The organism is Sediminispirochaeta bajacaliforniensis DSM 16054 (genome assembly GCF_000378205.1).
Taxonomy (GTDB): domain Bacteria; phylum Spirochaetota; class Spirochaetia; order DSM-16054; family Sediminispirochaetaceae; genus Sediminispirochaeta; species Sediminispirochaeta bajacaliforniensis.
In genome coordinates, this window is record NZ_KB899431.1 from 1 (window position 1) to 13,230 (window position 13,230).

Annotated in this window: 9 protein-coding genes and 2 rRNA genes; all 11 read left to right on the plus strand. The window is 49.3% G+C overall.

The window, feature by feature from the left end; all coding sequences use genetic code 11:
• The first annotated feature begins 72 nt into the window (after positions 1-72).
• Positions 73-3,056 (plus strand): 23S ribosomal RNA (locus F459_RS0119130).
• A gap of 50 nt (positions 3,057-3,106) precedes the next feature.
• Positions 3,107-3,217, plus strand: a 5S ribosomal RNA gene (gene rrf, locus F459_RS0119135).
• A gap of 101 nt (positions 3,218-3,318) precedes the next feature.
• Complete coding sequence (locus F459_RS0119140) at positions 3,319-4,377, plus strand: ROK family transcriptional regulator (protein ID WP_020614315.1); 1,059 nt, start codon at positions 3,319-3,321, stop codon at positions 4,375-4,377.
• A 111-nt stretch (positions 4,378-4,488) separates the two neighbouring features.
• The gene (locus F459_RS0119145) at positions 4,489-5,799 is read left to right on the plus strand and encodes an ABC transporter substrate-binding protein (protein WP_020614316.1); all 1,311 of its coding nucleotides are present in this window, start codon (positions 4,489-4,491) and stop codon (positions 5,797-5,799) included.
• A 66-nt stretch (positions 5,800-5,865) separates the two neighbouring features.
• On the plus strand, positions 5,866-6,765 hold the full coding sequence (locus tag F459_RS0119150) for a carbohydrate ABC transporter permease (protein WP_020614317.1): 900 nt from the start codon (positions 5,866-5,868) through the stop codon (positions 6,763-6,765).
• Positions 6,766-6,777: 12 nt separating this feature from the next.
• A complete protein-coding gene (locus tag F459_RS0119155) occupies positions 6,778-7,635 on the plus strand; it encodes a carbohydrate ABC transporter permease (protein ID WP_020614318.1) in 858 nt (285 codons plus the stop codon).
• A gap of 11 nt (positions 7,636-7,646) precedes the next feature.
• Entirely contained in the window at positions 7,647-8,279 is a 633-nt protein-coding gene (locus F459_RS0119160) for an HAD-IA family hydrolase (protein WP_020614319.1), read from the plus strand.
• Between the two features lies 1 nt (position 8,280).
• Positions 8,281-10,044, plus strand: a complete 1,764-nt coding sequence (locus tag F459_RS0119165) for an N-acetylmuramic acid 6-phosphate etherase family protein (RefSeq protein WP_020614320.1) — start codon at positions 8,281-8,283, stop codon at positions 10,042-10,044.
• Between the two features lie 345 nt (positions 10,045-10,389).
• Positions 10,390-11,148 carry a 4-hydroxy-tetrahydrodipicolinate reductase gene (gene dapB, locus F459_RS0119170; RefSeq protein ID WP_020614321.1) on the plus strand — a complete coding sequence of 253 codons (759 nt, stop codon included), beginning with the start codon at positions 10,390-10,392 and terminating at the stop codon, positions 11,146-11,148.
• Positions 11,149-11,290: 142 nt separating this feature from the next.
• A complete protein-coding gene (locus tag F459_RS0119175) occupies positions 11,291-11,590 on the plus strand; it encodes a hypothetical protein (RefSeq protein WP_020614322.1) in 300 nt (99 codons plus the stop codon).
• A 60-nt stretch (positions 11,591-11,650) separates the two neighbouring features.
• Positions 11,651-13,230 (plus strand): hypothetical protein (locus F459_RS22600; RefSeq protein WP_020614323.1); only part of this gene is annotated, 1,580 nt, incomplete at its 3' end.

Here is a 13,230-nt window from a genome sequence, read left to right on the forward strand (position 1 = left end):
CATTGTTCTTTAACAGGGGAGCTATAAGGCGAGGAGTCGTATAGCTGACAGGGAAGGATTGCAAGATAATATGGTCAAGCGAATAAGGGTCCACGGTGGATGCCTTGGAGCTGTCTGGCGAGGAAGGACGTGGTAAGCTGCGAAAAGTCCCGGGGAGGAGCAAACATCTGCTGATCCGGGGATGTCCGAATGGGGTAACCCGGCCGTTTAGATGACGGTCACTGTACGGTGAATCCATAGCCGTATGGAGCGAGACGCAGGGAACTGAACCATCTAAGTACCTGCAGGAAGAGAAATCAAACGAGATTCCCTCAGTAGCGGCGAGCGAAAGGGGAAGAGCCTAAACCTATAGTGTGTAAGTTCTACAGCGTTGCATTATGGGGGTTGTAAGCGGTTTTCGGACTGGGTGTAGAACCGGTCGCGCAGTGATAAATCAATTGTATAGCGGAATGCTACTGGGAAGGGCAGCCAGAGAGGGTGAAAGCCCCGTATGCGAAATAGAATTGACTGCGTGGGAGACGAGCTTGAGTACGACGGGACACGAGGAATCTTGTCGGAAGCAGGGGAGACCACTCTCCAAGGCTAAATACACGACAGCTACCGATAGCGAATAGTACCGTGAGGGAAAGGTGAAAAGTACCCCGGGAGGGGAGTGAAATAGAACCTGAAACCGTGGACTTACAAGCGGTCGAAGCCATGTATACATGGTGACGGCGTGCCTTTTGTAGAATGAGCCTGCGAGTTACCGTATGTAGCGAGGTTAAGGGATAGGAGTCCCGAAGCCGGAGGGAAACCGAGTCTGAATAGGGCGAATAGTTGCATGTGGTAGACCCGAAGCCAGGTGATCTATCTATGGCCAGGTTGAAGCTCAGGTAAAACTGAGTGGAGGACCGAACCCTAGTCCGTTGAAAAGGGCAGGGATGAGCTGTGGATAGGAGTGAAAGGCTAATCAAACCTGGAGATAGCTGGTACTCTCCGAAATAGCTTTAGGGCTAGCCTTGCATGGACAGACGCGGAGGTAGAGCACTGGTTGGGCTAGGGCCCTTCACCGGGTACCAACCCCAGATAAACTCCGAATGCCGCGTGTTAATATGCAGGAGTCAGACTACGGGTAATAAGGTCCGTGGTCAAAAGGGAAACAGCCCAGACCGTCAGCTAAGGTCCCAAAACTATGCTAAGTGGAAAAGGAAGTGAAACGGCGAAGACAGCCAGGAGGTTGGCTTAGAAGCAGCCACACCTTCAAAGAGTGCGTAATAGCTCACTGGTCGAGTCGTTTTGCGCTGATAATGTAACGGGGCTAAGCATAGTACCGAAGCTACGGCATCGTCTTTGGACGGTGGGTAGGAGAGCGTTCCACATACTGATGAAGGTGAACCGGGAGGTTTGCTGGAGGGAGTGGAAGTGAGAATGCAGGCATGAGTAACGAAAAGAGGGGTGAGATCCCCCTCCGCCGAAAGCCTAAGGTTTCCAGGGTTAAGGTAATCTGCCCAAGGGTTAGTCGGCCCCTAAGGCGAGGCCGAAAGGCGTAGCCGATGGGAAACGGGTTAATATTCCCGTACCTCTTCCAATTTTGATGGGATGACGCATGAGGCGAAGCGAGTCCGGGCGATGGTAGTCCCGGTCCAAGCGATAAGCTGATGATTGGTGTAGGCAAATCCGCACCAAGAGGTGAGTCGTGAAGGCGAGTGTAGCTACGGCGAAGCGAAGCACGTGGAGTCAAGGTGACGAGAAATAATCTCTAAAGTTAGGTTGGAAGGGACCGTACCGTAAACCGACACAGGTAGGCGGGCTGAGAATGCTAAGGCGCTCGGGAGAACTCGCGTTAAGGAACTCGGCAAAATGCACACGTAACTTCGGGAGAAGTGTGGCCCTTTTTGGATGTTAAAGTTTGAAGGGGGTTGCAGAGAAATGGTTCAAGCGACTGTTTACCAAAAACACAGGTCTGTGCGAATCTGTAAAGAGACGTATACGGACTGACACCTGCCCGGTGCTGGAAGGTTAAGGGGAGTGGTTAGACCTTGAGTCGAAGCTGCGAACTGAAGCCCCAGTAAACGGCGGCCGTAACTATAACGGTCCTAAGGTAGCGAAATTCCTTGTCGGGTAAGTTCCGACCCGCACGAATGGTGTAACGACTTGAACGCTGTCTCAACGCGAGACCCGGTGAAATTGAAGTATCGGTGAAGATGCCGATTACCCGTAGTTAGACGGAAAGACCCCGTGAACCTTTACTGTAGCTTGGCATTGAAATCTGGACTAACATGTGTAGGATAGGTGGGAGGCTGTGAAGCATGGTCGTTAGGCTGTGTGGAGTCGTTGGTGAAATACCACCCTTGTTAGTTTAGGTTTCTAACGGTGTCCATGAAACTGGATAACGGACAATGTCAGGTGGGCAGTTTGACTGGGGCGGTCGCCTCCCAAAGAGTAACGGAGGCGCGCGATGGTCACCTCACACTGGTTGGAAATCAGTGCGCGAGTGTAAAGGCACAAGGTGGCTTGACTGCGAGACAAACAAGTCGAGCAGGTACGAAAGTAGGTCTTAGTGATCTGGCGGTAGCGTGTGGAAGCGCCGTCACTTAACGGATAAAAGGTACTCCGGGGATAACAGGCTGATCCTGCCCAAGAGTTCATATCGACGGCAGGGTTTGGCACCTCGATGTCGGCTCATCGCATCCTGGGGCTGGAGCAGGTCCCAAGGGTTTGGCTGTTCGCCAATTAAAGCGGTACGCGAGCTGGGTTCAGAACGTCGCGAGACAGTTCGGTCCCTATCTGCTACGGGCGTTGGATGATTGAGGGGAGCTACTCCTAGTACGAGAGGACCGGGGTGGACGAACCTCTGGTGTACCAGTTGTCGTGCCAACGGCATCTGCTGGGTAGCCAAGTTCGGAAGGGATAACCGCTGAAAGCATCTAAGTGGGAAGCCCACCTCAAGATGAGTCATCCCATCACCTTTAAGGTGACTAAAGACACCAGGGAGAAGACCTGGTCGATAGGCTGGAAGTCTAAGCATGGTAACATGTTCAGCTTACCAGTACTAATTCGTCGTGAGGCTTGACCATATTATCATGTAATCCTTTCCACCTTTGTGAATAAGATTTGTTTTTATTCGCCTGGTGACAATCGCGGAGGGGTCCCACCCGTTCCCATTCCGAACACGGAAGTTAAGCCCTCCTGCGCCAATGGTACTGCCATTCGGTGGGAGAGTAGGTCGTCGCCAGGCGTTTTTTTTATCCCTTCCCCATATCCTTGATCTATTATCCGCCTTGATATAGTAAGCTGCATCCGTTATGTTGGATTTTGTATGCTTATGCTAACAAACCAATGATTGTGAAAAATAGATTACGAAGAGATAATTTTATCAAGGTACTCGAATCGCTCTGGCTTCGTCCCAATCGAAGTCGAGCCGATATTGCCCGTGAGTTACGACTTGACCGCTCCACCGTAGGCTATATGGTCGATCAAATGGTGGAACTTGGGATCATAGAACAAACTTCAAATGATTCTACCGGCCCTCGCGGAGGCCGCCCGTCGGTGCTTCTGCGTATTTTGCCGGGGTATGCCTACAGCATAGGTGTGGAGCTTACCTATCCTAATATGAACCTTATCGCAGTCGATTTATGCGGTCGCTATATAGAGGAACGAACCGTTCCCATACACGATTATGGCCCCCGGGTTGTCGACACCCTTGCGTTGGAAACATCCCGATTTCAGCACTCTGTCGAGGCCTCATATGAAGGCAGGCAAGGGCTGCTTACTTTGGGAGTTGGCGCCAGCGGGGTGGTGGATGAAGAGAGAAAACATATTATTCTTTCCGATGCACTGGGCATAGAACATCCGCTTCCCGTGGCTGGACCACTGGAACAGGTGCTTGCAGTACCCATAACCGTGATCAATGATGCTCAGGCCAGTGTCATCCGAGAGGCAGGAAGGCGAAAACAAAAGGATATCCTTTTAGTACAAGTTCGATATCATCCCCGAAATGCCGTTCAGGAAATCGGAATTGGTGCAGGGCTTGTTATAGGAAATCAATTGATTCGCGGACGGACAATCACTCATTTATTAAAACCCCCTGTTTTGGATGATGAGGAAAAGCTGACACACTATATCGATACCTTAGGACAGTCTTTCGCACTGGCCGCCAATATCTCCGGGGTTGATGAAATAGTACTCGGAGGCGATGCCACTTCGGTTTTGGACCGGCTTGATCGATCCATCCTTCATCACATGAGCCGAAAGGGAGCCGGTCGGGATTCCCCGGTTCTGGTCAGTCGCTTGGATGCCGGTAGTGATAACATTGCCGCCGGAGCTGCATATGCAGCGGTCGGTTTTCTTTTTTCCTCTTTGACCTTCCCCCTCGATGCAAACTTTTTTGATGCTTAGTAAGTTTTTACGCCATTTCCATGAAAGGCGAAAAAAGAAGGCTTGACGAATTTTCTGTCCCCTAATACAGTGGTTAGTAGGAATTACAACAAACATAAAAGGGGGGAGATCATGAAAAGATTAATTTTGTTGTGTCTGGCTGTTTTATTCCTGGCAGGAATGTATGTCTTTGCCGAAGGTAGTCAGGAGGCTGCAGCTGTGAATCTGTCAGATCCTGTAACCTTGACGCTCTGGACACATGAAGATGTAAACAGAAAGGCTTTGGAAGCCGAGTTGATTGAAGAGTTCTGCAGGCAGTACCCCAACGTAAGTGTGGATTATCAGACCTATCCTTCAACCAAGATGCGCGAAATTCTGACTGTTGCTTTTTCGGCGGATCAGGGGCCCGATATTTTCAATCAGAGTCAGTCGGTTATTCGTCAGTTTGTCGTTCAGGGACGAGCTTCCTCCCTGGATCCCGAATGGATTGGAGAAAAGACACTGGAGAATGTAAAAAGTCGATATATCCCCGGTGCACTGGAGGCGGTTGAGCTTAATGGGGAAATATACGGATTACCTCTTGAATATACCAATTTCTGTATGTATCTCAATAAAGGTATTTTTCGAGATGCCGGACTGGATGCGGAGAAAGACTATCCCAAAACGTGGGAAGATGTCCTGTCGCTCTCTGAAAGACTGGTTTTACGGAATGGTGAAATCATTACACGTCGGGGATATGATTTCCGCTATCCTTCTTATACCATGCAGTTTCTTCCCATGGTTGAACAGCTGGGCGGCAGGCTCATCAGTGAAGACGGAAAAAGCGCCATTGTAGGAGACGAAGCGTGGCTGCAGTTTTTCCGGTACATGAAAGAGTGGGGGCCTACTGGAAAAAATTTGGGTGGTCCGACTTATACCGCCGCTCGTAAGGTTTTTGATAACAATGATAATGAAATAGCGATGAGCGATAGCGGGCTCTACCAGCAGGGACGTATGAAAACGGCGAATCCCGACTTTTTTGAGAGTAATGACTGGATGATTGTTCCCTTCCCGCAGTGGCAGAACGCCAAGAAAGAAGTGGCTGGAGCAATTGCCTGCCATTACTATCTGGTAAATGGGCAGATTCCCCTTGCCCGTCAGATATGGGCCTGGCGACTTGTCGATTTCATGCTTACCCACTCCGAAGAGTATCTTTCGCGTGTAAATCTTGTTCAGCCCACCTATTCCTTACTGAATTCGGATACCTTCAAAGCCATTCCTTATTCCGATGTTTTCGCCCGTGATATGCAGAAAGCTCATTTGGTATATTATGCCGAGAATAGCGCAGCAATTAATGACAAGTTCAAAGCGGCTGTCGAGTCCGCCATGGTTTTAGGGGAGGATCCTGCCGTGGTTTTGAGTAAATTCCGTAAAGAAGTACAGGACATCATCGATTCGGAATAGTGGTTTTAATACACAAAAGCATTGGAGGTCTTCCTTCCAATGCTTTTCATTTTATAGGACTATTTGATGAAATCTATCGGTATCGAAAAGAAAAAGGCCCGCTGGGGATATGTCTTCGTTACGCCTGCATTGTTGCTTTTTCTCATATTTTCCCTGTATCCCATGTTGAATGCCTTTTATAACACCTTTTTCAATATCAAGCTGCTTTCCCTGCGTCCGCCTAAGTTTGTCGGCCTGAAAAATTACTCATACATGCTGAGTTCTTCAGGATTCTGGAATTCCATGAAAGCGACAGCCATTTTTTCCCTGGGGGCTTTTATTCCTTTATCGCTCTTTTCTTTGATTTTCGGTTTGATTATCACCACAAGGCTGAGACATCAGAAAACTCTGCAGTTGTTGTTTTATACTCCTGCGGTGCTTTCTTCGGTGGTTGCTGCCCTAATTTGGATGCTGATCTTTGATCCCCGAGGGATTGGAAACAGTGTTGTCAATTTTTTTCTCCGAACGCCGGGAGTAGACCATAACTGGCTTACCAATACCGGGATGTTACGCTTTTCTACTGTAACCATTTATCTCTGGAAGTATATTGGCTATTTCACCATTATCTATGTTACCGGCATTGCAAAAGTACCAACGTCGATTCTCGAAGCCGCTACCATCGCCGGTGCAAGCGCTATGCAGACCATCCGTCTTATTATATTACCCCTACTGCGTCCCACTACCATGATGGTCACTATCGTGACTATGCTGAATTCTCTGAAGTCATTTTCGACCCAGTATTTGTTTACACAACGGGGAGCGCCGTTGGAACCTATCGATGTCGTAACGCTCAATATCTACAATACCGCCATGCGGGATTTGAAGATAAGTCATGCTTGTGTGATGAGTGTTCTCCTTTTTCTGGTCATGATGAGCTTGACGCTGGTGCGGATGAAGTCGTCAGAGAAGGATGTCACGGTTTATTAAAGGAGCCCGCTTGTGTTTTTGCGAAATAATACGCCCCTTAACCGGGTAACCAACTATATAATCAATCTCTTCCTTGTCTTTATTTTGCTGGCAATTTTGATGCCCATTGCTTTTATGCTTTCCGCTTCATTTATGTCTTCTTCGGAAATTTTCTCCATGCCATACCGCTGGATACCAAGTCGGATCTATCTGGAAAACTTCTATCGGGCCGTTGCCGGAAATGATCAAAGCTTCATCTTTCTGCGAAATGTTTTAAATTCTGTTGTCGTTGCCACTACTACGGCTACCCTGTCGATAATGGTTTCATGCTTGGCTGGCTACGGCCTGAGCAAATTCCGCTTCAGAGGGCGAAATATTATCTTTCTTATCATCATGGGAAGGATGATGATTCCCTTCGAAGCAATCATGATTCCCATGTACATAACCGCAGTAAAGCTGGGGCTGCAAAATACCTACGCCGGACTGGTCCTGCCCTTTGTTCTCAACACATTCGGCCTGTTTCAGATGCGCCAGTATCTTATGACCTTCCCCGACGATATTCTTGACGCGGGACGGATTGATGGCCTGGGAGAATTAGGAATTTTCTGGCGGATTGTTTTCAAAAACAGTACCCCGGCCATTGCTACCGCCGCAATTCTCAGTTTTCGGGGACAGTGGGATAATTTATTATGGCCCCTGCTTCTTGCCCAGAAAGAAAAGATGAAGACGATTCCCACCTACATTGTCAAATTTACCGAAGAGAAATACTCCGATGAGGGAGCTATGATGGCTGTGGCCGTTCTTGCCAGCCTTCCCATTGTTGTGATGTTTCTTAGCTTATCGAAATACTTCCTGCAGGGAAGTGGCATGTACTCGGCAGGGAAGGAGTAAAAATTACCTCTATGATTAGATTATGCATCTTTGACATGGGCGGGGTTGTGATTAGGAATCACAATGTTACCCCGCAGCTTATGGCATGGCTTGGTCGACAGGAGAACAGCTTTGCGGAGATTGATTCCCGTCTGGCCGATGCCATTCATCGACATGGCCGGGGCGAAATCAGTGAAAAGGAAATCTGGGATCTCTATACACTCTGTACAGGAGAACGACCGCCTGATAGTCAGCAAAGCCTGTTTGGGAAATTTTTTACTCCGCGGCTGCACGATCCTACGCTTCGTATCCTTGAGCAATTAAAATCCTCTGGTATGCGGATAGTCTGCGGCACCAATGTAATCGATTCCCATTATAAAATTCATCTTCGAAATGGGGATTATGCTGTTTTTGACGAGGTATATCCTTCCCATCTGATGGGGATCAGCAAACCGGATCCGGAATTCTATCGCCGGATTCATGAAAGTGAACAGGTACAGCCCGAAGAGGTTTTTTTTACCGATGATTTGAAGGAAAATGTCGAGGCCGCCTCGCTGATCGGAGTGCATGCCGTTCTTTATACGTGTGCCGAAGATCTTCTGCAGCAGCTGATATCCCTAAAAATTCTTGATGAAAGAAACACGAAAACAGTGAGCGGAGAATAATATGACATCGAACTATTATCAATGTACTCAAAATGCTCAAATCTTGCGGGATGCCAGAAAGATGGCCGACCGTTTTGTATCAGAGGAAGACCAGTTCCACTTAGGCTATTTGCCGACCGAACAGGCCCATCCTTATACGAGGAATTTTAGTCATACGGTACAGCTGGATCCGCTTGCTGGGATACGCCTTTTGCAAAAAGTGGATGGAGATTTGCCGCCGGTTGCTCGGCGGGCCTTTTATTCAGATTCCTATGAACGGCTGGTAGAGGCCTTTGCCTCGGTTGTTTCCGGAAAGGGCAGACTCTGTTTTTCCGGCTGCGGCAGTACCGGCCGACTGGCCGTGATGCTGGAAGAGATGTGGCGTCAGTACTGGGAGGATCGTGCCGGTGTCTTACCAGGAGGAGCGGCCCAGCGCCCCGAAACCGACAATCCCTTTTTCCAAAAGGCCAATCAGTGCTGTAGCGTCATGACAGGTGGCGATCGTGCCCTGATTAGGGCCGTTGAAAACTTTGAAGATTTCGCGGCCTTTGGAAGACGTCAAATAGCTGATCTCCACTTTTCCCGGGGGGATGTCTTGATTGCAATCACCGAGGGAGGTGAAACTTCATCAGTTTTGGGTACTGCAGAAGAGGCCCTTGACCGGGGAGGGAACGTTTTTCTGGTTTTTAGCAATCCTTCATCCCTTCTCGAGTCCAGGATAGATAGATCGAGAAAGCTGATTAACCATCCCGATCTTCATGTCCTCGATCTTTTTACCGGTCCTATGGCCCTTTCAGGCTCTACACGAATGCAGGCCACCACTCTGGAGATGATGGTGGTCGGATCTGCAATGGAAGAGGCCCTTCTCTCCGCTGTTGAAGGACATAAGGAATTCGATCGTATAGAACAAGCGAATCGTTTTGCTTTCCTGCTTCAAAATCTGGAGTCCCGGGCATGTGGAGAGGCCATGGCCTATTGGGCTGGTAAAGAATGTCGAATCTATAAAGAGGGAGGTCGTGTGACCTATCTGGCTTCCCGTTTTCTGCTGGACATCTTTTGTGATACGAGCGAGCGCTCCCCCACCTTTATGCTGCCACCTTTCCGGCCGGCTGATGACGAATCGGCCCCTGTTTCCTGGGCATATGCCAAGGATTCCCGCCGTACGAGTGCCGAGGCCTGGTTTTCCATGTTGCGTCGTAACCCCCGTGGGCTTGACTGGGGCGGAGACGATTACAAGGCCATGGATGCCCCTCCGTATCTTTGTAAAGAGCCTCCTTCCTTGGGAAGCGGAGAAATCGCCAGATACCTTATCGGTTGCGAGCATGATCCCAGCCGAAAGGAAAAGGAACCGTACTGGTTTTTGCACATTGTTATAGGTGATGAGGATCCTGATACTGCTTGGAACGGTGATGTCCTCAGGATAGGGAGCAAAAAAAGCGATAGAGGAGGCGAGGAGATCCTTCTCCCGATGAGCCTGCCTGATAGCCCCATCTTTCTCTGGCACCATCTGGTAGTGAAACTGGTCTTGAATACCGTTAGTACTGCATCCATGGGGATGCTCGGGCGAATACAGGGAAACTGGATGGTCCAGCTTGATCCTACCAACAAAAAACTGATTGATCGGGGAAGTCGCATCATCTCCCAGCTTACCGGCATCCCCTATGCCGAAGCATGTAACGAATTGCATCTTTCGATGCTTGCTCGGGACAAATTCCTAAAAGAGGGCGGGCAAACGACCACTTCTCCGGTGATCGATGCGCTGGAGCGTTTACATGGCACAAAGTAGCAGGAATCTGCAAAGAACGATGGTATTGAGATGTCTGTACGCATGGCGCACTTTTTCCCTGATATTTATCCTCTATTGTTTTGATTTCTTTTTTCAATAGGATTATCCTGAAAGAAGAGCGGGAGCCTTCTGCCTTCGAACCATCCCTTACCAGAGTCGGATCGATCGGCGAATGTGCTCCCGCTCTTTTGTATACTAAACGTAAATCCACGCTTTTAAAAGAATTTTTTTATCAGCTGTTCTTTTTTGTTGCAATACAAGTGACACTTTTCCCTATATCCTATACGAAGGTGCCGTTTACACGGTATAGTAAGCAAGGGTACAAAAGACTCATGGAGGCTGATTATGGATATTATCATGAACGGTTCGGGCGGAAGAATGGGAGCCATGATGGCAACGATTGTGGCCGAGAGGGAAAAGGATCGGATCGTTGCCGGTATAGATCCGAAGGGAAGGGTCAATGCAGAGCCGTTTCCCGTTTTTGAAAGCCTCGATGCGTGCAATGTCGATGCCGATGTTTTAATCGATTTTTCCGGAGCCGAGGCTGTTTCCACCATGATTTCTTTTTTAAAAGAACGGCATATACCGGTGGTTGTCGCCACAACCGGTCTCAGCGATGAGAATATGGCTGCTTTAAAGGTTCTTGCTGAAACTTCACCCGTTTTTCAGGCCGCAAACATGTCTCTGGGGATAAATCTCATTAGAAAGCTTGCTGCCCAGGCTGCCCAAGCCTTAGGGGATGCCTTCGATATTGAGATTATCGAAAAGCACCATAACCAGAAAAAGGATGCTCCTAGTGGTACTGCTCTTGCTTTGGCCGATTCGGTCAACGAGGCGCGGGACGGTGAGCTTCACTATGTTTTTGGGCGACGTGAGAGCGCCAAAAAAAGGGAGGCTTCGGAGCTTGGCATACATGCCATACGGGGGGGGACGATTGTCGGCGAACATGATGTTCTTTTTGCAGGAATCGATGAGGTAATCACCATCTCCCATTCGGCGTACAGCAGAAGGGTTTTTGCCGCAGGCGCTATGAAGGCAGCCGCTTACATCGCGACAAAGCGATCCGGCTTTTTCACCATGGATGATTTGATTAGCGGTAGATAGTTTTGTCTCAGGCCTCGCGTCTGGGGCGAAGCGTTGAAGCAGAGCTCCCGGTCCGGGTCGGAAACGGCCCCCAGCCGCCTGGAAAATCTACACCTCTTTAGACTTTTCGGGTACTATAATAGAAATATCTAGGGAGGTTGCTATGGCACGCTGTTACGCTTGTGGTGCGATCCTGCCGGAAAAAATAGGACGTTCCACCTCCTGCACTCATTGCGGCAAAGAGGCAAAGGTTTGTCTGAATTGCAGATTTTATGAGAAGGGTTTGCAATGGGATTGTCGGGAACGAATCGATGAGCCTGTCAGGGAAAAGGATAGAGCCAACTTTTGCGGTTTTTTTGCTCCCGAGACAAAACGGACGACTGGGGGCACGGGCGGAAACGGTGAAAAAGGAGAGGAGAATGCAAAGCGTGCCTTTTTTAAGCTCTTTTCCGATGATCATTAGGCATGTGTTCGTCTTAAAGCCGAAGAATAATCTGCCGATAGAATAGATAGAGTCGCATCCATGACACATATACAAAAGATCGCGCTGAGTTTACTCTTAACGATTCTCCTCACCACTGCCTTTGCCTTTGTGGCGTATTCGGGCTTTTTTTCTTTTATTGAGGCGCGCTATTTTGATGTCAGGGTCACTGATTCGGTGAACAGGGAGCTAACCTTCAAGCGTTCGGAGATTGCTTCCTACCATAAAGAGAATGTAGATCGCTTTCGAACTGTTTTATCGGATTTTGATGCGGGGGCGCTTTATGCACCGAATTGGGATCAGGAAACGATTTTTTCGATCAGAAATCTGATTGATACCTTTCGTGATAGCTATCGGGGTGTCGTTGGGATTCGTTTTGTCGATAATCAGCGGCGGGTTCATTTCAGTACTTTTGATGATGATGTTGAGCGGAGCGGACGCTATAAAACGATTTTTCGGGATTTGCCTGCTTCCGAGTCTACGGGACTTTTACTTTCTTCTCAGCCTTCCTCGGGAGATTCTGATGGTGACGAAAGTAGTGACACGGAGGTGGAGCTCCGTTTTCTTCCCGATTCAAAGGAGTTTCGCTATTCGCTTCCTGTGACTGATGTTGATGGCAGGATGCGGGGGAATGCCTTCTGGTATGTTTCGGTTCGCGACCTTGAGCGTTTTTTGATTCGCGCCGGGGCTCTTGATCCATCGGAAATTCTTCGCATTGTTGCCGGAGGCTATCTTTTCGATGCTTTTCCCGACAGCGATGGTAACGGAACCTGGAGCGATGAGTTTTCCTGGTCTGAAGCGGGTAATCGTGACCGAGAGGTGTGGAGTGATGGGGCGGGAAAGGGCTTTTATCTCTTCACGACCCCTTCCGACGGTTTTGGGCGCGTGGGTTTTTTTGTCGATACGGCTGAGTTTCGTCTGCAGCCTTCCCTAAAGATTGTTTTGGTCCTGGCAACCTTCTTTTCCCTGTTTCTCCTTTTCTTTTTGTTTTTTAACCTGCGGCAGGATAAGGTCCTTGTCCTGTCCGAACGAGTCAGACGGTTTCAAATTCAGTTTCTTCGCGAGTATCTTGAACGCAAGGACGAGCTTGATTGGAATCGATGGCATCGTGATGTCGAGAATCGAAAGGATGAGGTGAAGAAAGGGATCCGTGCCGGTCTCGGCAAGCTGAAGCCTGAGGATGAGGAAGAGGTCGACCGGCTGATAGAGTCGGGCTGGAATGAAATCTTTTCTGTTATTGATCGTCACATCGCCGATCGTGCACCGGCATTGCCCGGAAAGGTCGATATCAGCAATCTGGAAGCGGTTGTAGGTAAGATTCTTGAATTGGGGGCTGCCTCGGGTCGGATCGACTCTGCCGCTTTGGCTCCCTCTGGAGCGCCCAAGCGTGCCGCAGAGAGGGGAACCGCAGGAGAGGCGGCCTCGTCTCGCTCCTCTGCTCCTGTGTCCCATACTGCTGATAGCGACGGCCTGGCTGCCGAACCTGAGGATGCAGGTGTGGAGGCTCCCGATGAGGTCGAGGAACTCGCCGAACTCGAGGAGCCGGAAGCCCTCGAGGAAGCAGAAGAGCTCGAAGAGGTCGGGGAACTTGAGGCAGCCGAGGAGCCCGAAGAGATAGAAGA

Excerpts from the sequence above, each read along its gene's own strand:
- F459_RS0119140 (WP_020614315.1), top strand. The coding sequence starts at position 3,319 with ATGATTGTGAAAAATAGATTACGAAGAGATAATTTTATCAAGGTACTC.
- F459_RS0119145 (WP_020614316.1), top strand. The coding sequence starts at position 4,489 with ATGAAAAGATTAATTTTGTTGTGTCTGGCTGTTTTATTCCTGGCAGGA.
- F459_RS0119150 (WP_020614317.1), top strand. The coding sequence starts at position 5,866 with ATGAAATCTATCGGTATCGAAAAGAAAAAGGCCCGCTGGGGATATGTC.
- F459_RS0119160 (WP_020614319.1), top strand. The coding sequence starts at position 7,647 with ATGATTAGATTATGCATCTTTGACATGGGCGGGGTTGTGATTAGGAAT.
- F459_RS0119165 (WP_020614320.1), top strand. The coding sequence starts at position 8,281 with ATGACATCGAACTATTATCAATGTACTCAAAATGCTCAAATCTTGCGG.
- dapB (WP_020614321.1), top strand. The coding sequence starts at position 10,390 with ATGGATATTATCATGAACGGTTCGGGCGGAAGAATGGGAGCCATGATG.
- F459_RS0119175 (WP_020614322.1), top strand. The coding sequence starts at position 11,291 with ATGGCACGCTGTTACGCTTGTGGTGCGATCCTGCCGGAAAAAATAGGA.